Source organism: Mesorhizobium sp. B1-1-5 (genome assembly GCF_006443065.1).
GTDB lineage: Bacteria > Pseudomonadota > Alphaproteobacteria > Rhizobiales > Rhizobiaceae > Mesorhizobium.
In genome coordinates this window covers 22,493-44,257 of record NZ_VFWS01000009.1, presented here as the reverse complement: position 1 = coordinate 44,257, position 21,765 = coordinate 22,493, and the positions used below count along the sequence as shown (strand labels likewise).

At 63.2% G+C, this 21,765-nt stretch carries 21 protein-coding genes; 15 read left to right on the top strand and 6 right to left on the bottom strand.

Annotated features, from left to right (window positions below; genetic code table 11):
* Nucleotides 1–89 precede the first annotated feature (89 nt).
* The 11 genes from FJ980_RS05730 (at nucleotide 90) to FJ980_RS05680 (ending at nucleotide 12,457) form a co-directional block, all read left to right on the top strand.
* Nucleotides 90–539 carry an EamA family transporter gene (locus FJ980_RS05730; protein WP_140541966.1) on the top strand — a complete coding sequence of 150 codons (450 nt, stop codon included), beginning with the start codon at nucleotides 90–92 and terminating at the stop codon, nucleotides 537–539.
* Entirely contained in the window at nucleotides 536–1,543 is a 1,008-nt protein-coding gene (locus FJ980_RS05725; RefSeq protein ID WP_140541965.1) for an NAD(P)-dependent oxidoreductase, read from the top strand. Before FJ980_RS05730 ends, FJ980_RS05725 begins: the two co-directional genes overlap by 4 nt.
* A 32-nt stretch (nucleotides 1,544–1,575) precedes the next feature.
* A complete protein-coding gene (locus FJ980_RS05720) occupies nucleotides 1,576–3,042 on the top strand; it encodes an aspartate aminotransferase family protein (protein ID WP_181181115.1) in 1,467 nt (488 codons plus the stop codon).
* 12 nt (nucleotides 3,043–3,054) lie between these two features.
* Complete coding sequence (locus tag FJ980_RS05715) at nucleotides 3,055–4,287, top strand: hypothetical protein (RefSeq protein WP_140541963.1); 1,233 nt, start codon at nucleotides 3,055–3,057, stop codon at nucleotides 4,285–4,287.
* Nucleotides 4,284–5,042 (top strand): FkbM family methyltransferase, encoded by a 759-nt coding sequence (locus tag FJ980_RS05710; protein ID WP_140541962.1) that lies wholly within the window; start codon nucleotides 4,284–4,286, stop codon nucleotides 5,040–5,042. Before FJ980_RS05715 ends, FJ980_RS05710 begins: the two co-directional genes overlap by 4 nt.
* Before the next feature lie 153 nt (nucleotides 5,043–5,195).
* On the top strand, nucleotides 5,196–7,757 hold the full coding sequence (locus FJ980_RS05705) for an FAD-dependent oxidoreductase (RefSeq protein WP_140541961.1): 2,562 nt from the start codon (nucleotides 5,196–5,198) through the stop codon (nucleotides 7,755–7,757).
* Between the two features lie 131 nt (nucleotides 7,758–7,888).
* Nucleotides 7,889–8,830, top strand: coding sequence for a phosphoribosylaminoimidazolesuccinocarboxamide synthase (locus FJ980_RS05700; RefSeq protein WP_140541960.1), 942 nt, complete (start codon nucleotides 7,889–7,891; stop codon nucleotides 8,828–8,830).
* 76 nt (nucleotides 8,831–8,906) lie between these two features.
* Nucleotides 8,907–9,749 carry a DUF1194 domain-containing protein gene (locus FJ980_RS05695; protein ID WP_140541959.1) on the top strand — a complete coding sequence of 281 codons (843 nt, stop codon included), beginning with the start codon at nucleotides 8,907–8,909 and terminating at the stop codon, nucleotides 9,747–9,749.
* A 133-nt stretch (nucleotides 9,750–9,882) separates the two neighbouring features.
* The gene (locus tag FJ980_RS05690; RefSeq protein WP_140541958.1) at nucleotides 9,883–10,833 is read left to right on the top strand and encodes an ABC transporter substrate-binding protein; all 951 of its coding nucleotides are present in this window, start codon (nucleotides 9,883–9,885) and stop codon (nucleotides 10,831–10,833) included.
* A 62-nt stretch (nucleotides 10,834–10,895) separates the two neighbouring features.
* Complete coding sequence (locus FJ980_RS05685) at nucleotides 10,896–11,669, top strand: ABC transporter permease (protein ID WP_140542010.1); 774 nt, start codon at nucleotides 10,896–10,898, stop codon at nucleotides 11,667–11,669.
* Nucleotides 11,666–12,457 (top strand): ABC transporter ATP-binding protein, encoded by a 792-nt coding sequence (locus tag FJ980_RS05680; protein ID WP_140541957.1) that lies wholly within the window; start codon nucleotides 11,666–11,668, stop codon nucleotides 12,455–12,457. The genes FJ980_RS05685 and FJ980_RS05680 overlap by 4 nt, the downstream gene beginning before the upstream one ends.
* Before the next feature lie 20 nt (nucleotides 12,458–12,477).
* Here the strand turns inward: FJ980_RS05680 and FJ980_RS05675 are convergent, their stop codons facing one another.
* A complete protein-coding gene (locus tag FJ980_RS05675; RefSeq protein WP_254633786.1) occupies nucleotides 12,478–13,416 on the bottom strand; it encodes a GlxA family transcriptional regulator in 939 nt (312 codons plus the stop codon).
* Between the two features lie 296 nt (nucleotides 13,417–13,712).
* On the opposite strand from FJ980_RS05675, the gene FJ980_RS34595 reads away from it, so the two are divergent.
* Nucleotides 13,713–14,054, top strand: coding sequence for a hypothetical protein (locus tag FJ980_RS34595; protein WP_181181112.1), 342 nt, complete (start codon nucleotides 13,713–13,715; stop codon nucleotides 14,052–14,054).
* Nucleotides 14,055–14,207: 153 nt separating this feature from the next.
* Here FJ980_RS34595 and FJ980_RS05665 read toward each other — a convergent pair whose 3' ends face one another.
* On the bottom strand, nucleotides 14,208–14,393 hold the full coding sequence (locus FJ980_RS05665; protein WP_140541955.1) for a hypothetical protein: 186 nt from the start codon (nucleotides 14,391–14,393) through the stop codon (nucleotides 14,208–14,210).
* A 146-nt stretch (nucleotides 14,394–14,539) separates the two neighbouring features.
* Between FJ980_RS05665 and FJ980_RS05660 the strand changes: the two genes are divergently transcribed.
* Nucleotides 14,540–15,439, top strand: coding sequence for a LysR substrate-binding domain-containing protein (locus FJ980_RS05660; RefSeq protein WP_095764924.1), 900 nt, complete (start codon nucleotides 14,540–14,542; stop codon nucleotides 15,437–15,439).
* Nucleotide 15,440: 1 nt separating this feature from the next.
* Here the strand turns inward: FJ980_RS05660 and FJ980_RS05655 are convergent, their stop codons facing one another.
* The gene (locus tag FJ980_RS05655) at nucleotides 15,441–16,403 is read right to left on the bottom strand and encodes an alpha/beta hydrolase (RefSeq protein WP_140541954.1); all 963 of its coding nucleotides are present in this window, start codon (nucleotides 16,401–16,403) and stop codon (nucleotides 15,441–15,443) included.
* A 309-nt stretch (nucleotides 16,404–16,712) separates the two neighbouring features.
* Nucleotides 16,713–16,898 (bottom strand): hypothetical protein, encoded by a 186-nt coding sequence (locus FJ980_RS05650; protein ID WP_140541953.1) that lies wholly within the window; start codon nucleotides 16,896–16,898, stop codon nucleotides 16,713–16,715.
* 340 nt (nucleotides 16,899–17,238) lie between these two features.
* Between FJ980_RS05650 and FJ980_RS05645 the strand changes: the two genes are divergently transcribed.
* Nucleotides 17,239–18,261 carry an acyltransferase gene (locus FJ980_RS05645; protein ID WP_246676319.1) on the top strand — a complete coding sequence of 341 codons (1,023 nt, stop codon included), beginning with the start codon at nucleotides 17,239–17,241 and terminating at the stop codon, nucleotides 18,259–18,261.
* A 9-nt stretch (nucleotides 18,262–18,270) separates the two neighbouring features.
* Here FJ980_RS05645 and FJ980_RS05640 read toward each other — a convergent pair whose 3' ends face one another.
* Nucleotides 18,271–20,340: an ASKHA domain-containing protein gene (locus FJ980_RS05640; RefSeq protein ID WP_140541952.1), complete on the bottom strand. Its 2,070-nt coding sequence runs from the start codon at nucleotides 20,338–20,340 to the stop codon at nucleotides 18,271–18,273.
* A gap of 89 nt (nucleotides 20,341–20,429) precedes the next feature.
* Between FJ980_RS05640 and FJ980_RS05635 the strand changes: the two genes are divergently transcribed.
* Nucleotides 20,430–20,672: a hypothetical protein gene (locus FJ980_RS05635; RefSeq protein WP_224626007.1), complete on the top strand. Its 243-nt coding sequence runs from the start codon at nucleotides 20,430–20,432 to the stop codon at nucleotides 20,670–20,672.
* Nucleotides 20,673–20,751: 79 nt separating this feature from the next.
* Here the strand turns inward: FJ980_RS05635 and FJ980_RS05630 are convergent, their stop codons facing one another.
* Nucleotides 20,752–21,726, bottom strand: a complete 975-nt coding sequence (locus tag FJ980_RS05630) for a methyltetrahydrofolate cobalamin methyltransferase (protein WP_140541950.1) — start codon at nucleotides 21,724–21,726, stop codon at nucleotides 20,752–20,754.
* Nucleotides 21,727–21,765: the final 39 nt, after the last annotated feature.

Sequence of the window (21,765 nt, the reverse complement as noted above, 5' to 3'; positions counted from 1 at the left end):
TTACTCCACGGTTTACTCAGAACAATATCGCGGCTTCACGAAATATTTGTGGGTTTGTAATAAGACTGCCAAGGGGCGGGGTGGCAACAATGAAATACATAACCTTCATTCTCTTCACGGTCATGACCAATGCCGCGGCGCAGCTGATGCTGAAGCAAGGCATGATGTCGATGGGGCCGCTCTCCTTCGAAGGCGTCAATCCGCTCGTCAAGCTGTTGCAGATCTTGTTCAGCCCCTGGGTGTTCCTTGGCCTGTGCACCTTCGTCATCTCGATGGCATCGCATCTTTATGTGCTGTCCAAGGTCGAGCTCAGCTTCGCCTATCCGTTCCTCAGCCTCGCCTATGTCGCCGTGGCGATCTTTGCCTATTTCGTCTTCCGCGAGGACCTCAATGGCTGGCGCATCGCCGGCATCGCCTGCATCTGCGTCGGCACGGTGCTGATCGCGCAAAGTGGCCGGGAAATGGGTGGGCGCGGGCATGAGGGCCAAACCGCCTCCATCAATCCCGGCAAAATCGGGACAAGCGAGATCGTTCGATGAGACATGTGATTTTCGGCGGCGACGGTTTCGTCGGCCGTCACCTTGCCCCTAAGCTCGTCGCCGACGGCGAGACCGTCGTCGTCGCCGACATCGTCAAGAGCGACCTGCCGCATTACCGCTCGGTGCGCTTCATCACCTGTGATGTCACCGATCCGGCCTCGGTCGCGGCGGTCGGGCTCAGGGCCGACGACATGGTCTATAATCTGTCGGCGAAGATGCTGTCGCCGATTCAGGTGCGCGCCAAGCGGCACGACTTCTTCTTCCCGGTGAATTTACACGGCACCGAGCACATCATCCAGGCGATGGACAAGGCCGGCGCCTCGAAGCTGGTCCACTATACGACCGACATGATCTACGGCCACACGGTCGTGCTGCCGATGACAGAGGACCATCCGGTCGCGCCGCTCGGCGAGTACGGGCTGTCGAAGCTGAAGACCGAGGAGCTTGCCGCCGAATGGCGCAAGCGCGGCATGTCGATCTCGCTGTTTAGGCCGCGCCTGATCATCGGTCCCGGCCGCCTCGGCATCCTGGAAAAGCTGTTCAAGCTGATCGACTGGAATCTTCCGGTGCCGATGATCGGTTCGGGCAGGAACCCTTACCAGTTCATCTCGGTGTTCGACTGCGCCGAAGCCGCCCGCGCGGCCTGGAAAGCCGGCGTGCCGGACGAGGCCTACAATCTGGGCTCCCTCAATCCGCCGCCGGTCAAAAAACTGCTCGGCGACCTGATCAAGCATGCCGGCTCCAAGTCGATCCTAGTGCCGACGCCCGGCTGGGCGGTCAAGCGCACGCTCGACCTGCTCGACTGGTTGAACATGCCGATCATGGATCCGGAGCAGTATCTGATCGCCGACGAGGAATGCGTGCTCGACGTGTCCAAAGCCGAGCGCCAGCTCGGCTGGGTGCCGCAATATCGCGACGAGGACATGCTTATCGCCGCCTACAACGAATATCGCGCCAAGATGGACGGCCACGCCGTCGCCACCAGACAGGTTCCCGCCGAATAGAGCGCGAAGGGGAGATTTTTCAGATGACCGTCATGGCCAAGCCGGAACATACCGGAACGCGCACGCTGGTCGACGCGCCGGCGCTCTCGCCCGCGGCAATCGCCAAGCCCGACCTGATCAGCGTCGAGCAGGCCAAGGCGCTGGACGTCGCCCGCATCACCGACCTGTTCAAGGCGCATCTCAACCCTGGACAGCTGCATTTCATGAAGCTGCTCGGCTTTCACAAGGTCAAGATCGAGCGCGCCGAGGGCATGTTCTATATCGACCAGAACGGCCGCAAGATCCTCGACTTCTTCGGCGGCTTCGGCTCGCTGGCTTTCGGCCACAATCATCCCCGCATTTTGGAAGCCCGGAAGAAATTCCAGGAGGAGAAGCGCCAGGAGATCGCCATCGCCTTCATGTCGCAATATGCGGCAGCTCTCGCGCACAACATCGCCAAATGCTCGCCCGGCGATCTCGACATGGTGTTCCTGGGCTCGTCGGGTTCTGAGGCCATGGAAGCGGCGGTGAAGCTCGCCGAGCGCGCCGCGGGCGCGAAGCGGCCGAAAATCGTCTATGCCGAGAATTCCTTCCACGGCAAGACCAAGGGCGTGCTGGCGATCACCGACGGCCAGCTCTACCGCGCCGATTTCAAGATCGCAGACAATGTCGTGCGCGTTCCCTTCGCCGACATCGACGCCGTCGAGCGCCTGTTCAAGAGCGATCCGGAGATCGGCGTCATCGTGCTGGAAACCATCCAGGGCGGCGGCGGCATCATCCAGGCGCCCACGGAATACTGGCAGAAGCTGCGCGCGCTTTGCGACCGCTATGCCGTGCTGTGGGTCGCCGACGAGGTGCAGTGCGGCTATGGCCGCTCGGGCCGTTTCTATGCCTTCGAGCATTATGGCGTGGTGCCGGATGTGACGGCGCTGGCGAAATCGCTCGGCGCCGGCAAGGCGGCGGTCGGCGCGATGATCGCCAGGCGCGACGTCTACATGAAGGCCTATGGCACGCCGAAGACGGCGATGATCCATGCCATGGCCACTTTCGGCGGCATGGGCGAGGCCTGCGTCACCGCGATCGAGGGCATCAACGTGCTCTATGATGAGGGGCTGATCGACAACGCCGCCTCGACGGGCGACTACCTTCTGCAGCGGCTGCAGGCGCTGAAGGAAAAATATCCGAAAATCATCAAGGACGTGCGGGGCAAGGGTCTCATGATCGGGCTCGAGTTCCACGATTTCTCGCAGACCCTGCCGATGGTGCTCAGACCGGTGGTGAGCGTGCTCGACGACAAGCTTAAGGGCTCGCTGTCGGGCTTCGTCGGCGCGCTGCTGCTGCGCGACTACGACGTGCTCGTCGCCTTCACCGAATACAACCGCAACGTCATCCGACTCGAGCCGCCGCTGATCTGCCGGCCCGAGCATGTCGATCGTTTCGTCGACGCCTTCGACAGCCTGTTGTCGCGCGGCATCGTGGCGATCGTGAAGGATTTCGTGAAAAGCCAGGTCGGTAAATAGAGGCCGCTGAGTATGCTGACCAGGCCGTCCGCCCCAACCAATCCGCTGGAACGCTTGACCGGCGCCGGCCTGGCGTGGGGCGAGGGAACTTATGCGAAATGGGCCGCGTCGATCGGGGCGGTCGCCTTCGCGCTCTATATCCTGCTGACCGCCGCGACCGCCTGGTTCATGCCCGACGCCAACTGGGACATGCTGCCCTATCTGGCGATCGCAGAGGAAAGCGCCTATCCCGATCCGCAAGCGTTGCACGACTATGCCTACGGCACGGTCAAGGCGGGCGTGGCGGCCGGCGATTACAAGGCGCTGAGCGACGACGGCGGCGGGTTCCGGAGCCACATGGCGGAGAATGCCGCCGACTTCCATTCGCTGCTTGGCATGTACCGGATCAAGTTCCTCTATGCCGAGATCCTGGCCGGCCTCAGCCATGTCGTCTCGCCGGTCGAGGCGATGCGGCTGGTGCAGGTGTTTTCCGTGCTTCTGTTCGGCGCCATAACGCTCGCCTGGCTGCGCGCGGAAGGCGTGCTGGCGCTGGCGCCTGTCGTCGGCGCGGTGCTGATCATGGCCGATCTCGGCGATGCCGCGCGCGCCTCGACACCGGACCTTCTATGCTCGGCGCTGTTCCTAGGCGGCACCTTTGCCTATGTGCGCAAGCGCGAGGCGGCGACGGCGGTCCTGCTGTTCCTTGCTTTCATGGCTCGACCCGACAACATCGTCTTCCTCGCCATTTTTGCGGTGCTGCTCGCCACTTTCCGCGAGAGGGCGTGGGGTGCTTTGGCAGGCTTCGCGGCCTCCTTCATCGCCTATTTCGTCATCTCGCACTGGGCGCAGCATCCCGGCTGGTGGCCGCATCTTTGGTTCTCCAGCATCGAGCAGCACTACAATATGGACGGGTTCGACCCGCCGTTTTCGGTGACGGCCTATCTCAAGGCCTTCGCCGCCTCGGTGGTGCGCGCCATCAACGTCAATAGCTGGGTCGGCGTATCGGTCCTGGCACTGGCCGGATGGTACAGCTTGAGCCGCGCCGGCTTCCGACTCGACCGCCGCGCCGGCATCCTGCTTGCGGCGCTTGTGCTCGGCGTGCTGGCGAAGTTCACCGTCTTCCCAATCCACGACACCCGCATCTATTTCCCCAATCTTCTGCCGCCCTTCCTGCTGCTGGCCGCGCCGCTGATGGCACTGTGGGCATCGGCAAGCCAAGGCAGGCACCGCGCCGCGCTGCAGGTCATTCCCGGAGACAAGTCATGAGCTCGCTTTCTAGTCTCGCGCGCACTCTGTTGTCGCTCGGCCTTCCGGCCGGCCTGCTCGATCGCGGCCCCTCCCTGCACGGCACGAAATTCCTCGCCAAGGCGGCGCTCAAGGCACGTTTCGGCGGCAATGGCCGGCCATTCCAGATGGTCAATGTCGGCGCCTGCGACGGTGCGCTGTTCGACGACGTGACGCCTTGGCTGCATAGCATTCGGGGCGCACGCGCGATGCTAGTCGAGCCGATCCCTTACAATCAAAAGCGGCTTCGCGCCAATTACCCGGATACCAGCCGCTTTGTCATAGAGCCGGTGGCGGTGACCAGGACCAAGGGCACGATCACGGTTCATACATTCGATGCCGCGGCGCTTGAAGCCGGCACGCTGCCGATCGAGTTCATCGGCTGCTCGTCGGTCACCGACACCAATCTGATGTCGGGCAAGAACGCCTGGGGCGAGGCCGACGCCAATTTCAACAAGTTCGCGCCGCACCTGAAGGACATCGAAGTGCCGTCGGAGACCTTGCAGACGCTGCTCGACCGCAACGGCATCCGCCATATCGACGCGTTCCTGGTCGACTGCGAAGGCGCCGACTGGATGGTGTTCGAGCAACTCGACTTTGAGCGCTATCGTCCGAGCATGATCAAGATCGAGGTCGGCGCGCTGCCTGCGGCCGAGATTGGCCAGGTCGTGGTCAAGCTCAAGACCGCCGGCTACCTGGTCGGCTTCCAGGCAGAGGACGTCTGGGCATTCGCCTGAGCTTAACCGCATCCAGTGCCACGCTTGCGCGCGGGGTCGCGCCGTACCTGCGGCGTGTCGCAAACAGGCGGTAGCTCAATCCGCGAGCTCTGCATATTGTGCGCCATTCGAAGGGCGCAAATGCGCCGGTCCATCATTCCGGAGTCGCGGGCAATGGCAGAGTTTCCGAAAAAGGCGAAGGTTGTCATCGTCGGCCTGGGCGGTATCGTCGGCGCTTCGGTCGCGCATCACCTTATCGAGCGCGGCTGGGACGACATCGTCGGCATCGACAAGTCGGGCATCCCGACCGATATCGGCTCGACGGCGCACGCCTCGGACTTCTGCTACACGACCAGCCACGACTTCCTGTCTTGTTGGACGACGCTCTACTCGATCGATTTCTACGAGAAGATGGGCCACTACGCCCGCGTTGGCGGCCTCGAAGTGGCGCGTGTCGGCGACGACGCCCGCATGGACGAGATCAAGCGCAAGATCGCCTCGGCAAAATCCTTCGGCACCCGCGCGCGGCTGATCGAACCGGCGGAGATCAAGGAAAAATTCCCGCTGATCGAGGAGCATCTGGTGCAAGGCGGCCTGTGGGATCCGGATGCCGGCCTCGTCATCCCACGCTCGCAGACGGTTGCCGGCAAGCTTGTCGATCAAGGTGTCGCCGCCGGCAAGCTCCAGGCTTTCGCGAACACCTCGGCCAAGGAGCTGATCGTCGAGAACGGCCGCATCAAGGGTGTGGTGACCGAGCGCGGCACGATCGAGGCCGACTATGTCGTGGTCTGCACCGGCATCTGGGGCCGGCTCACCGCCGCGCTGGTCGGCGAGGACCTGCCGGTCATGCCGATCGACCATCCGCTGACATTCTTCGGCCCCTACAACGAGTTCGCCGGAACCGGCAAGGAGATCGGCTGGCCGCTGCTGCGCGACCAGGGAAACTCGGCCTATATGCGCGACACAGGCGACCCGAAGACCGCCGAGGGCGGGCAGATCGAATGGGGTTATTACGAGGAGACCAATCCGCGTCTGTGCCACCCGCGCGATCTTCTCGAAAAAGACCAGGCGCGGCTTTCGCCGTCGCAGCGCGACCTCGATATGGAGCAGATCATGGCGCCGCTGGAGCGCGCCATGGAGCTCACGCCGATCCTCGGTGAGCTCGGATATAACGAAGGCCATTCCTTCAACGGCCTGCTGCAGGTGACCACCGATGGCGGTCCGTCGATGGGCGAAAGCCAGAAGGTGAGGGGGCTGTGGTATGCCGTCGCCATCTGGGTCAAGGACGGCCCGGGCATGGGCAAGCTGATCGCCGACTGGATGACCGACGGCCGCACCTCGATCGACCATCACGCGATCGACTATTCGCGCTTCTACCCGCACCAGACCAAGGAACAGTTCATCTGGGATCGCTGCACCGAAACGGCGATGAAGGTCTACAATCCGGCGGTGCATCCGCGCGAGCCCTTCTCCAAGGGCCGCAACATCCGCCGCTCGCCGTTCTATGAGCGGGAGAAGGAACTCGGCGGCTATTTCATGGAGCTGGGCGGCTGGGAGCGCGCCCACGGCTACGCGGCCAACGAGCATCTCCTGGAGAAGTACGGCAACCGCGTGCCGGTGCGTGAGAACGAATGGGACAATCGCCACTTCTGGCGCGTCTCGAACGCCGAGCACCTGGCGATGAGCGAGGATTGCGGCATCGTCAACCTGTCGCATTTCTCGATGTATGACATCGAAGGGCCCGACCATGTCGCGCTGCTGGAATGGCTGTGCGCGGCCAAGATCGGCGGCGACAACAATATCGGCAAGGGCATCTACACCCACTTCCTCGACGAGGAAGGCATGGTGCGCGCCGACTTCACCGTCATCCGCATGGCCGATCGGTGCCGGCTGATCGACGGCGCCGACGCCGGCCCGCGCGACTTCCGCTACATGCAGCGCACCGCGCAGGACAAAGGCTTCGACGTCACCGTCACCGACGTGACCGAGAAATACGTCACCATCGGCATCTGGGGGCCGAATGCGCGCACGACCCTGCAGAAGGTGGTCGAGGATCCGAACGGGCTGACGCCGGAGAATTTCGCATTCGCGGCGATCAAGCCGATCCGCATCGGCGGCAAGGACGTCACCGCCTTCCGCATCTCCTATGTCGGCGAACAGGGCTGGGAACTGCATATGCGCTACGAGGATGGGCTCGCCGTCTGGGACGCGCTGCGCTCCACCGGCGTCATGCCGTTCGGCGTCGAGACCTATGCCAACACGCGCCGCATGGAAAAGAGCCTCAGGCTGCAAAACGCCGATCTCTTGACCGAATACAATCTGCTCGAGGCCGACCTTGCGCGCCCGAAGGTCAAGGAGAACGACTTCTGCGGCAAGGCCAAGCATCTGGAGTATCGCGCCCGCGAGCATCAGCCGGCGATCCTGTGCACGTTGGTAATGACCGACAACAAGGATGCCAAGGGCGTCGCGCGGTATCCGGTCGGCACCATGCCGGTGCTGGATCCCGCGACGGGCGAGACGCTGGTCGACGAGCTCGGCCGCCGCTCCTTCACCACTTCGGTCGCCTACGGTCCGACCATCGGCAAGAACATCGCGCTTGCCTATCTGCCCTGGGCCTATTGCCAGGAAGGGCGCAAGCTGCAGGTCGAGTATTTTAGCGAGACCTATCCGGTCGAGGTGGCCGGCGTCGGCTACAAGCCGCTCTACGACCCGGAGAACCTCAAGCCGCGGAGCTGACAACCGGCGCAGTAGCGGCAACGGGTCGGAAAGGCCCTGGCCATCCTCGGAAAGCCTTCAGGCTTGGCTTGATGTGCTGGGGGCCAACGGCTTATGTGGCTCATCAGCAGCCCGCGAAAGCAACACGCACCATGCGCATCCTGTCCGAAGCCTTCATTCCCGAACTGCCCAACCGCTACAACGGCAAGGTGCGCGAGAACTATGATCTGCCGGACGGGCGCCGCATCATCATCGCCACCGATCGTCTAAGCGCGTTCGACACGATCCTGGCCTCGATCCCATTCAAGGGGCAGGTCCTCACCCAGACGGCGCGCTACTGGTTCGAGGAAACCGCCGACATCTGTCCCAATCACGTGCTGGAGTATCCCGATCCCAATGTCGTGGTCGGCACGCGGCTCGACATGCTGCCGGTCGAGATCGTGGTGCGCGGCTATCTGGCGGGGACCACCAGCACCTCGATCCTGACCAAATACAGGAAGGGCGAACGGAGCTTCTACGGGCACAATTTCCCGGATGGGCTGCGCGACAATGAAAAGCTGCCGCAAGCGATCATCACGCCGACCAGCAAGGCCGCCAGCGGCGGCCATGACCAGCCGCTGTCGGAAGCCGAGATCATCGAACAGCGGCTGCTCACGCAGGCGCAGTGGGACACCGTATCGGGCTATGCGCTGCAACTGTTCGCCCGCGGCCAGCAGCGCGCCGCCGAACGCGGCCTGATCCTGGCCGACACGAAATATGAATTCGGCACCGCGCCGGACGGCGCCGTCGTGCTGGCGGACGAAATCCACACGCCCGACAGCAGCCGCTACTGGATCGCGGCGAGCTACGACGAGGCGTTCGAAAGCGGCGGGCGGCCGCAGAGTTTCGACAAGGATTTCATCCGGTCGTGGGTCGCGGCGCGCTGCGATCCCTACAAGGATCCGATCCCCAAAATTCCGGACGAGATCGTCAACCAGGCCTCGGCGGTCTATATCCAGGCCTACGAGGCGATCACGGGCGCGAAATTCATGCCCGACCTTTCCAGTGACAGCGTATTGGAACGTATCCGTTCGAATCTCGCGCGGTATTTTTGAGCGATTCCGCGGCGGCGGAATCCGATGCCCGGATTCCCAGCTTTTGCGCGCGGCGATTTTCGCCTAACTTTGCTCCATGTCTGCTTATGCCCGCGCAAGGCATATCCTTTCAGGCAGTGCCGCGCTGGCGCTGGCGCTCTGGCTGACGCCGGCAGCTTCTCCCGCCGAACCCGTCGATGTCGAGCTGGTACTGGCGGTCGATGTTTCGCTCTCCATGTCGCCGGCCGAGCTTGAGATCCAGCGTCATGGTTATGCCGCGGCGCTGACGCATGACAATGTGCTGAAGGCCATCGCCGACGGCGCCTACGGCAAGATCGCGGTAACCTATGTCGAGTGGGCAGGCACGACCTGGCAGCGCGTCATCGTGCCGTGGACGGTGATCGCCAACCGCGGCGATGCCGAGAAGGTGGTGGCGCAACTCAATGCCAGCCCGCCGGACAGCGCCCGGCGGACCTCGATCTCCGGCGCGCTGAGCTTCGGCAGCGACCTGTTCGCCGAGAGCGGATTCCAGGGGACCAAGCGTGTCATCGACATCTCCGGCGACGGGCCCAACAATCAGGGCGCGCCGGTTGACCTCACGCGCGACGAGGTGGTCAAGCAAGGCATCACCATCAACGGGCTGCCGTTGATGACGCGCGGCGGTTTCAGCGGCGCCTTCGACGTCGAAAATCTCGATCGCTATTACAGCGACTGCGTCATCGGTGGACCGGGCGCCTTCATGATCCCGGTCAATGACTGGACGCAGTTTCCCGAAGCGATCCGCCGCAAGCTGGTGCTCGAACTTGCCGGTCCCGCTTCGCTGCAATGGGCGGCGCAAGAGGCCGCGCATCCGCCGGTCGTGCTCGCCGACGATGGGCCGGCGGCGGACTGCCTGACGGGCGAGAAGATGTGGCGCAACCGCGGCTGGGGCACGCCGTGAGCAATCGAGAAGCCCCTCAAGGTCCGCCGGCGTGCGCCGGATTGGACCATCGTCCAGTGCGGCTTCTGCTTCATTGACAAGCCTTTTGGGGTCTGTGAGACAATTCGAGCTCACCACAAAAAGGGGAACCACAATGAAAAGAACCTCCATCTTCGCGGCGGCGCTGACGGCGGCCGCGGTGCTTAGCGCGCCGGCGATGGCCGCGACGTCGCTCACCATCGGCATCAGCGGCTGGACCGGCTTCGCGCCTCTGACCTTGGCCAAGCAGGCCGGGCTTTTCGAAAAGCACGGGCTGGACGTCACCCTCAAGAAAGTGCCGCAGGCGAGCCGCCCGCTGGCCATTGCCAGCGGCGACCTGCAATGCGCGGCAACCACGGTCGAGACCTGGATGGTGTGGAACGCCAGCGGCGTCACCACTAAGCAGATCTTCCAGCTCGACAAATCCTATGGCGCCGACGGCATCGTCGTGCGCAACGACATCAAGACCGTCGCCGATCTCAAGGGCAAGAATGTCGCCTCGTCCGCGCCCGGAACCTCGCCCTATTTCCTGCTCGCCTGGGTGCTCAACAAGAACGGCATGTCGACCAAGGACGTCACCGTCGTCAACCTGGAGCCGGACGCGGCGGCGCAAGCCTTCCTCGCCGGCCAGAACGATGCCGCCGTCACCTACGAGCCCTTCATCTCAGCCGTGCGCGACAAGGCGGACCAGGGCCATATCCTGGCGACCACGCTAGATTATCCGATGGTGATGGACACGGTCGGCTGCACGCCGGACTTCCTCAAGGCCAATCCCGATGCCGCCAAGGCGCTCGCCGACAGCTATTTCGACGCGCTCGACATGATCAAAAAGGATCCGCAGAAATCCTACGAGATCATGGGAGCCGACGTGAAGCAGTCGGCCAAGGAGTTCGAGGACTCGGCCAAGTACCTGAAATGGGCCGACAAGGCGGAGAACAAGCAGTTCTTCACCAAGGATTTTCAGGACTTTTCCAAGACCGCGGCAGAGCTGCTGCTGCAGATGGGGCTGATCAAGGAAGCGCCGGATGTGTCGACGCTTGCAGACACCAGCGCGATCGCCGACTGATCGCGTATCGCCCGATCGGCGGTGTCACGCCGCCGATCCCTCCTCTCAAGGACTTCCTGATGCTGCGCCCCTTGCACCCCGTTGCGCCGGGCACGCGAACCGTGCTCGGCGTCGCCTTCTTTGTCCTGTTCGTTGCGTTCTGGGCGTGGATCACGCTCGGCGGCCACGTGAACCGGATCTTTCTCGCCGATCCGCTGTCGATGCTGAAGGATGGCTGGCGACTGCTTACCGAGGATCGTTTCTGGCTGGATATACTGATCACCATCTGGCGTGTCTTCGGCGGCTTCGTGCTGGCGTCGATCGTCGCGGTGCCGATCGGCATCGCCATGGGTGCCTGGAAGCCGGTCGAAGCCTTCCTCGAACCGTTCGTATCCTTTGCGCGCTACCTGCCGGCGTCGGCCTTCATCCCGCTGCTCATCCTGTGGGCCGGCATCGGCGAGCTCGAAAAGCTCCTGGTGATCTTCGTCGGCTCGGTGTTCCAGATCATTCTGATCATCGCGGTCAAGGTCGGCGGCACGAGGCGGGACCTTGTCGAAGCTGCCTACACGCTGGGAGCGACCGAAAATGGCATCGTCAAGCGCGTCATCATGCCGGCCAATGCGCCGGAGATCGCCGAGACGCTGCGGCTGGTGCTCGGCTGGGCCTGGACCTATGTCATCGTCGCCGAGCTGATCGGCTCCTCGTCGGGCATCGGCTACATGATCATCAACAGCCAGTCGCGGCTGGCGACGGGGCAGATCATCTTCGGGATCATCGTCATCGGGCTGATCGGGCTTCTGTCCGATTTCGCCTTCAAGGCGCTCAACCGCTGGCTCTATCCATGGAGCCTGGCGTGAGCAAGCTTCTGATCGAAGGCGTTTCGCGGACCTTTGCCGGGGTCAGGGGCGGGGAGCCGGTGCGAGCGCTGCAGCCGGTTGAGCTGTCCGTCTCGGCGAATGATTTCATCACCATCCTGGGACCGTCCGGCTGCGGGAAGTCGACGCTGCTGAGGATCGTCGCCGGGCTGGAGGCGCCGAGCACCGGCCGCGTGCTGCTCGACGGCAAGGCGGTCACAAGGCCGGGGCCGGACCGGGGCATGGTGTTCCAGTCTTACACGCTGTTTCCCTGGCTGACGGTTGCCGAGAACATCGGTTTCGGCCTGCGCGAGCAAGGCAGGCCCGAGCGAGAGCGCAACGAGATCGTCGCTTCCTATGTCGATCTCGTCGGGCTGAGGGGTTTCGAGAACCATTGGCCGAAGCAGCTGTCGGGCGGCATGCAACAGCGCACGGCGATCGCGCGCGCTTTGGCCAACGACCCCGCGATCCTGCTGCTCGACGAGCCGTTCGGCGCGCTGGACAACCAGACGCGCGGACTGATGCAGGAACTGCTGCTCGGTATCTGGGAGCGGCGCAAGAAGACGGTGCTGTTCGTCACCCACGACATCGAGGAGGCGATCTTCATGGCGTCGCGGGTGATCGTGATGAGCGCCCGGCCCGGCCGCATCAAATCGGACGTGCCGGTCGACCTGCCGCATCCGCGCCACTATACGCTGAAGACCAGCCCGGAATTTTCCGCGCTCAAGGCGCAGCTTACCGAAGACATCCGCATCGAGGCAATGCGGACCGCGCAGGAGCAGTCCGCCTAGACGACTGCGCCTTTGCCCGCTCAAGCCGCCAGCAACTGCTTGCGGTCGACGCGCTCCTGCTGCGGCGAGCGGGCGTAGAGCTCGCGGTAGCATTTGGAGAAATGCGAAGCGGAGACGAAGCCGCAGGCCACCGCCACTTCCACCACCGGCATGGATGACTGGATGAGCAGGTGCCTGGCGCGGTCGAGCCGGATCTCCAGATAGTAGCGGGCAGGCGAGCGGCCCATTTCGGTGCGGAACAGGCGCTCGATCTGCCGGCGGGACAGATCGACATGGTCGGCGATCTCGATCAGCGACAGCGGCTCGGAAAGGTTGGCCTCCATCAGCTCGATGATGGTCAGCACCTTGGAGTTCTGCACGCCAAGGCGGGCGCGCAGCGGCAGGCGCTGGCGGTCGGTCGGGCTGCGCACGCGGTCGGTCAACACCTGCTCGCAGACGCGGTTGACGAGGCTTTCGTCGAAATCGTCGCCGATCAGCTTCAGCATCATGTCGAGCGCGGCGGTGCCGCCGGCGCAGGTGTAGACGTTCTGGTCGACCTCGAAGAGGTCGGCAAAGACATTGGCCTTCGGGAATGCCTCGGAAAAGCCCGGCAGATTTTCCCAATGGATGGCGCAACGCTTGTTGGACAAGAGGCCGGCGGCGGCCAGGATATGCGCGCCGGTGCACAGGCCGCCGACGGCGACGCCGCGGTTATATTCCTCGCGCAGCCAGGCGAAGGCCGACTTGTTGTGGTAGCGCTCGACATTGATGCCGCTGCAAACGATCGCCATGTTCGGCCGATCGGGCCCAGCCATCTTCTTGCGCTCTTCCTCAAGCGAGGTGTTGACGGCGCATTCAACGCCGTTCGAAGCGCGCACCGGCTTGCCGTCGATGCTGGCCAGCCGCCAGCGATAGGCTTCGTAGCCGAGCATCCGGTTGGCCGAGCGCAGCGGATCGAGCGCCGTCGCAAAGGCGATCATGGTGAAATCGGGAATGAGGAAGAATACAAACGATCTCTTGATCGGATGCTTTACGGCATTCACGGGGAAACCTCACGCAGCCATGACGCGAACAGGATGTCGCGAACAGCATAGCGACAACAGGAAAAAGCATTCCTGTCAATCGGGTAGGCGGCTAAGTGAAGATTAAATTTGCGACATGGGTCGCAAATGGGCAATTCAGCGAGGCATAAAGCTCGATCGCCCGGGCAATGCAACGTCAATGCACATGAAAACGCCGCCTCGGTTAAACCGGGCGGCGTTGAATTCAGCTTTGGATGCCGATTGCCTCAGGCGACGAAGCCGAGACGGGCAGCATTCATGGCGCCGGTCTGGCCGGGCATTGTCTTGGCGAGACGCTGACGCTCGAGAGCGGTCGTCAGGTTCATTTCGCGGCGGGCGAACAGGCGGGCAAAAAGCTTCATCATCATCTCCATTCGGTTGCTCAGACGGGTCGCCTTCGCTTGATGGAGTGGGGCAGCTCGTTTGCTGGCGTCGATATAGGCTCGCTTCAGCAAAAACTAAATCGCAAAAGCGAAGCGCTTGTTATGAAAAGCGACATCATCTGCGGCGTTTTTAGGCAGCACGCTCAAAATTTCCGATTTTTTACAATGACTTAATTCGCAAATTAACTTGCTATGTGGCTTGTTCATATGCGTCATGCGGCTGCTGCATGGCTGGAAAGCCGTTTGAATGCAAACAAAAAGGCTCTAAACAAACGAAAGGTCTGTCGAGCTGATCCGACAGGCCTTCAGAACTCCATACACACTTGATTACTTCGCTCCGGCCCAGCTTCCGACGCCGAAGCGCATGCCGGTCTTGGCGTCGGCGGCTTCCGGCCAGCCGATATCCTTCTGCAGTTCGATCGGCAGGGCATGGATGGCGCGTTCGGTCTGGTAGCGGGCGCGGGCCGCGCTGAATTCGGTCGCAAGCCGACCGATGGACGACAGGATAGACATTTCTTTCTCCTCTATGCGGGCAGGGAGGCGCCCGTCACTGCGTTAAGTCAGGTCTGTTTCAGCTTCATTTCACGTCGATTGCAGGGGTGTTCAATCAAACGAAATGGAATGATGGATTGCATCAGAAAAATTGAAGGCAAGCTGCCATGAACGCCCCGCTCAATCATCCCTTGCCGCTGCTTGACCTCGATGTGCTGCGCACCTTTGTGGCGATCGCCGAGACCGGCAGCTTCACCACCGCCGCCAATGCGGTGTTCCGCACGCCGTCGGCCGTCTCCATGCAGATCAAGAAGCTGGAGGACATCCTCGGCCGTTCCGTCTTCGCGCGCGACGCGCGTTCGGTGACGCTGACCACGGATGGCGAGATGCTGCTCGGCTATGCGCGCCGGCTTTTGTCGATCAACCGCGAGGTGGTGTCGAAATTCATCATCCCCGACATTGTCGGCGTGGTGCGGCTCGGTTCCCCGGACGACTATGGCGAGCGCGTGCTGCCGCATGTGCTGAAGCGTTTTGCCCAGTCGCATCCCTCGATCGCCGTCGACGTCACCATCGACCAGAGCATCAATCTGCGGCGCCGCATGGACGACCGTGCGCTCGACATCACGCTGCTCACCAATTCCTACAAGACCAGCGCGATCGGCGCGGAGGTGCTTTTGACCGAGCCGATCGTGTGGGCGGGCGCCAAGGGCGGCTGCGCGCATCTGCGTGAACCGTTGCCGGTGTCGCTGTGGGAAGAAGGCTGCGCCTGGCGGGCCGGCGCTCTCGAAGCGCTTGGACGCGAGGGTCGCAACTACCGCATCGCCTATATGAGCGCACACACGGCCGGCCAGCGCGCCGCGATCATGGCCGATCTCGCGGTAGCGCCGCTGCCGAAGTCCTTCCTCGGCGACGATATGGTCTCGCTCGGCGCCAAGGACGGCATGCCCGAGATCGGCACTTACAATCTTGCCATGGTGGTGGCGCCCGATGCGAGCGCGCCGGTGAAGGCCGTGGCCGACCACATCCGGGCGACGTTCGAAGTGTTCCGGGAAACCGGCAAGTTCTGAACTATTCGGCCGCGGGCGCGGAGCGGGCTGCGAAAGCAGCTTTCGTCCTGCGTCGAGCGCGGGCTCGGGCTGGCGCCGGAACGCTGAGGAAATCGACGATGGAATCGCGAGCGCGGCGCGCCTCGGGCATCTCGATCAGCGGCCAGACGTGGAACATGCCTTCCTCGTAGACCAGGTCGACCTCGACGCCGGCAGCGCGTGCGCGTTCGGCGAAGATGAGATTATCCGGTGTCAGCATGTCGCGTGAACCGGTCAGCAGCAGCGTCTTGGGCAGCACGGACAGGTTGCCGTAAAGCGGGCTGATGTGCCAGTCGGTGCGATCGAAACCGGCGCTGTAGAGCCGCACCGCTTCCAGCCCACCCGCAATACCCAGCCACGGATCCTGCCGCTCGGCCTCGAAGACTTCGGGATTTGCAAGCGAGACGTCGAGACCGGGCGAGATCAGCACATGCCGCGACGGTGCCGGCAAGCTTTCCTCGGCCGCCATCATGGTCAGCACGACCGCCATGTTGCCGCCGGCGGAATCGCCCATGAAGACGATGTCCTCGGCGTCGGTCTCTTCGAGCATGCGCCGGTAGACGTTGCCGACCATGCCGAACATGTCATGGAAGTCGTGCTCCGGCGCGATGGGGTAGACCGGCACGGTGATGCCGAAGCCGAGACGCTCGGCCATCTCGGCGATCAGCCCCCAATGGTAGGACGTGATCTGAAAGACGAAGGCGCCGCCGTGCATGTAGAGGATGCGCCGGCTTTCGCCCGCCTTCGGCGCGATCTCATAGACGGGAAAGCCGTTGATCTCGGTCTCGGTGATGTCCAGCCGTGCCCTGAGCACGGCCGGCGGATGATAGTCCTCGGTCTTGCGGGCGTAGGCGATCCAGCGCTGCAGGTTCTCGGGACTGGAAAACGCCTTCTTGCGGCTGTGCCTGAGAACGAACGAAACGAGATGGCTTTTCAAACTGGGCATGCAGATACACGCACTTCGGCAGAGCCGACTAAGAGAATTCCCCCCGCTCTGCGAAGATTGTACCTCAGTTAAAAATGTCAAGGATCACGCTGGCACATCGGCGTGATCGGATGGTGCCGGTTCTTTGTTTGCGCGATTTCGGGCGGAAGGCTACGGCGAATTGCCGAGCCCAACCGCCGCGCACTTTCCTGGAATTGCTCTAGCGCCGCTTCGGCAGTAGCGCCGCGCGCAATTTGTTGTCGACGTTCGCCGAGGCCGCGTCGCGGCCCAGGCGCTTGCCGAGCAACTTGCATTTGTCGGCGAAGGTCATCAGCGCGGCGTGCCCAGAAGCAGCGCATGAAGGGCTGCCTGCGGGTCGCTCGGCGGCGAGGCCGGCCAGCCGATATCCTTCTGGACATGCGCCGGCAGATCGTTGAGCGCGCGGATCGCCTTGTTCCTGGCATGAGCCTGCCTGATGGTCACACCGAAGCGGCTGAGATTATCGTACATCGACATTTTCATCTCCCTTGAAGACCAGCGGCAGCCGAGGATCTACTTTCACGCATGTCGTTTCCCAAAAGACACTTTTGGGCGACATGCATGGTCGGCCGCCGTTCGATGCGCGCTAAATGCGTCACGCATGTATCGGATCGATTTCGCGAAAACAGCGTTTCGGTTTCCGGATCGCGCGAATCCGGAAACATTTGCATGCAAACGAATTTAGAGGGGCTGCTATGCCGGTTTCTATCTGGATAGCTGCCATCAGCGGTTGACAGCAGCAAGCGACTGCATTGTTATTGTGCAATGCGGCGTGGGGCGTGTGCATCGCAACATGATGCGATCGGATCGAGGCATCGTGACGAGCATCCATAGTGTTCAATATCTGCGCGGCCTCGCCGCGTGCGCGGTGGTATGCTTTCACGTCAGCGAGCAGTTCGGCGGTCCGTTCGACGTCGGGGCAGCCGGCGTCGACATCTTCTTCGTCATCAGCGGCTTCATCATGTGGGTGACGACGGCCGGCAGGCCGGCTGATCCTTGGCGCTTCATGGGGCGCCGGATCACCCGCATCGTGCCTCTCTATTGGATCGTCACGCTGCTGACCGCGGCCGGCATCCTGATCAAGCCGCAGTTCTTCTACGGCCATTTCTTCAGCGTCCCGAATTTCGTTGGGTCACTGTTCTTCCTGCCGATTCTGCAGGAGAACGCGCTGCATCCCATCGTCATACAAGGTTGGACGCTCTGCTATGAAATGATGTTCTATCTCGTTTTCACGCTGGTGCTGTTCCTCGGGGAGCGCTGGCGGTTCGGCGTCCTCGTGGGCGCCCTTGTTGCCATCGTCGCGCTGCATTTTGTTTTTGCCGCTGGATATGCGCGCGCCTTCACCGATCCAATCGTGCTCGAGTTCGCCGCCGGCGTCGTGGTTGGGCGCTTCTGGCTCCAGGGCTATCGGCTCCCGCTTGCGGTGGGGTTGGCCATGGCCGGCGCAGGATTCCTTCTGCTTGCGGCAAGTCCGCTGTTCGACGCCGGCATGGCTCGCGCCTTGCGCTGGGGGCTTCCGGCCGCGCTGATCGTGGCGGGCGCGGTTTTTGCCGAGCGGGCGAGGCCGTTCAAGCCGGCTGCGTTGCCCACATTTCTCGGCGATGCGTCCTATTCGATCTATCTGTGGCATGTCGTGGTCGGCGTCCTGGCGACGGGCGTCATCCTGAGGACCGGCCTGCCGGCAGCGTTGCAGCCGGCGACGATCCTGGTCGCCACGCTTGCGCTCTCGGCGATGCTTTATCTGATCGTCGAAAAACCATTGATCGGGCTGCTGCATCCGCACCGTCCCAAGGGCGCCGTGAAGGCAGCCAATGCCGCGGCCGCAGGGGCCGCGGAATGAGCTGAAGCGTTAGTCCCGACCGCGCCGTGCAGCGCGCTCCTCGCGTGAACGCCGGCGTGGGGTAGCGTCGCCGGCGGTGCCGTCCTCGCTCATCGCCTTGCGCGGCGGCAGCTTCACCGCGGCCGCCAGCTTGGGAAAGGGGTCGACCTTGTTCGGCAGCGCCATGGCGTAGACGAAGTGCTCCTGGAATTTCGGCTCAAGCGCCGTCTCGATCTTCTCGATCCTGCTCACCGTCTCCTCGATCTCGCGCCGGTAGCCGCGATTGAGCAGCGCCATGCGCGCGCCGGCGCCGGCGGCGTTGCCGACGGCCTGGACCTTGTCCAAGTCGCAATCCGGGATCAGGCCGAGCACCATGGCGTATTTCGGATCGATGAAGGAGCCGAACGCACCGGCGAAATGGATGCGGTCGACATGATCGGTGTGCTGCTTCTCCATCAGAAGCTTGGTGCCGGCATAGAGTGCCGCCTTGGCAAGCTGGATGGCGCGCACGTCGTTCTGGGTGATGGTGATCTTGGGCTCGCCCTCCTTCAGCACGTAGGAGAAGGTGCGGCCGTTGGGCACGATGCGCGGCGAGCGCATGCCGAGCGATCCGTCGACGACGCCATCCTCCGAGATGATGCCGGCGAGATACATCTCCGCCACCACTTCGATGATGCCTGAGCCGCAGATGCCGGTGACGCCGGTCGCCTGCACGCTGTCCGTGAAGCCCGGCTGATCGGACCACAGCTCCGAGCCGATGACCCGATATTTCGGTTCCAGCGTTTCGGGGTCGATGCGAACGCGCTCGATGGCACCAGGCGCCGCGCGCTGGCCGCCGGAGATCTCCGCGCCTTCGAAGGCCGGGCCGGTTGGGGAGGAGGCCGCCACGACGCGCGTGGAGTTGCCGAGCACGATCTCGGCGTTAGTTCCGACGTCGACGATCAGCATCATCTCGTCCTGGCGATGCGGGCCTTCCGACAGGGTGACGGCGGCCGCATCGGCGCCGACATGGCCGGCAATGCAGGGCAGCATATAAAGGCGCGCGCCCTGGTTGAGCTTCAGGCCGATGTCGGAGGCCTTGATGCGCACCGCGCCGGAGACGGCAAGCGCGAAAGGCGCGCCGCCGAGCTCGGTCGGATCGATGCCGAGGAACAGATGATGCATGATCGGATTGCCGACGAAGACGGAATCCAGGATGTCGTTGCGCTGGACATTGCCTTCCGCGCAGACCTTGTCGACGAGGCCGGAGATCGCCTCGCGCACGGCGACCGTCATGCCTTCGCGGCCGTCCGGGTTCATCATCACGTAGGAGACGCGGCTCATCAGATCCTCGCCGAAGCGGATCTGCGGATTGGACGTGCCGGAGGACGCAGCGACGCGGCCCGACAGCAGCGACACCAGATGCATGGCAATGGTGGTCGAGCCGATGTCGCAGGCGAGGCCGTATGCCTCGTTCTTGAGGCCGGGCCATAGCGCGATGACGCGCGCGATGTCGCTGTCGGCGTCCTTGTGGATGGCGGCGGTGGCGGTCCAGTTGCCCTTGCGCAGGATGCCCTGCACCTGCGGCATGAGATAGAAGTCGAATTCGAGGTTCCTGAAACCCCAGTCCTTCATCAGGGCGATCTTCAACCGGTCGAGGTCGCCGAGCGGCTTGTGCATGTCGGGCTCTTCGATCTCGACATAGCACATGCGGATCGCCGTATCGCGGGCGATCACCCTGGTATCGGCGTCTTTGCGGATGGTCTGGGCATTGATGACCGTGTCCTGCGGCACGTCGATGACGAGGTCGCCGAGGATCTGCGTCGAGCAGGAGAGGCGGCGCCGCTCGGGCAGCCCGCGCACGCGCTCATAGCGCTCTTCCTTGGCGCCCTTGGGCGAGATGTGGTCGTTGGACGAGACGATCTTGTGCTTGGCGAAATTGCCTTCCTGCACTTCGATCTGGCAGCGGCCGCAGGTGGCGCGGCCGCCGCAAACGCTTTCGACATAGACGCCGAGCTGGCGCGCGGCATCGAGCACTGGCGTTCCGATCGGGAACCGGCCGCGCTTGCCGGACGGCATGAACAGCACGAGCGGATCGGTGATGTTGGGTGGAGGATTCATGCTGGCACGTGTCTCGATGGCAATCGCCGATGCCGTTTAACGGATCGTTTTACTATTGGGCGGAGAGTCCGTTGGTCCAGGGGCCAACAATGTCGGATCTGCTGCTCTCCGCCATCTTCACCGCGTTCACCATGGTGCGCGTGATAAAGGGCTCGTGGCTGCGCAATCCGCAATATCTCGCCACCGGGATCCTCGGCGCGATCGTCGGCGCGCTGCTGCTGCACGCGTTCTGGCCCGCCTATGATGATGATTTTATCGTCGGCGGCGTGACAGGCATCTTCGGATCGTGGGCGGGCATGGCACTCTTCGACGCCATATTGGGCGTGGCCTGAACGCAAAGCAGAGCTGTCCGGCCGCATCCACGATGCGATCGGACCAGCCTTGTTTGCGGTGCGGCTCACGATTGCGCGCTTATCCTCTGGCCATGCGGGCTTCGCGGCCGCCGCGGCGACGGCCGCCATTGCCGTTGCCTTCGCCCGGCGCATTGACGGCTGTTGGAGCCGCAACCGCTTGACCGCCTTCGGCCGGCTTATAGTCCTTGTAGGTGCGGATCCAGTTGGTGCAGTTCTCGTCGGTGCCGTTCAGCACATTGGCGCCGCGCACGGCTTCCATTTCCTGCGGACGGACCGGGTTCATGATTGCCGAGGTCATGCCGGCGCCGATCACCATCGGGATGAAAGCGGCGTTGATGCCATGGCGATGCGGCAGGCCGAAGGAGATGTTGGAGAGGCCGCAAGTGGTGTTGACCTTGAGCTCTTCGCGCAATCGGCGCAGCAGCGCGAACACCTGGCGGCCGGCATCGCCCAGCGCGCCGATCGGCATCACCAGCGGGTCGACGACGACGTCATGCGCCGGGATGCCGAAATCGGCGCAGCGCTCGACGATCTTCTTGGCGACGGCGAAGCGGACGTCCGGGTCCATCGAGATGCCGGTCTCGTCGTTGGAGATGGCGACGACCGGAACGTTGTATTTCTTGATCAGCGGCAGGATGGCCTCGAGCTTTTCTTCCTCGCCGGTGACCGAGTTGACCAGCGGACGGCCCTTGGCGACCTTAAGCGCGGCCTCGATCGCGGCGGTGACCGAGCTATCGATCGACAGCGGCAGGTCGACTAGGCCCTGCACGATCTCCAGCGTCTGCACCAGAAGCGCCGGCTCGGTCGCATTGGGATCGACCGCGGTGACGCCGGCATTGACATCGAGCATAGTGGCGCCGCAGGCGGCCTGTTCCAGCGCGTCCTTGATGACGGTCTCGAAGTTGCCGGCCACCATTTCCGCGGCGAGCTTCTTGCGGCCGGTCGGATTGATGCGTTCGCCGATCACGCAGAAGGGCTGATCGAAGCCGATGACGATTTCTCGGGTCGCCGAGGCGACGATGGTGCGGGTCATGAAATCTCTCCGTCGGGATATAAAGACTTCTTTATATCG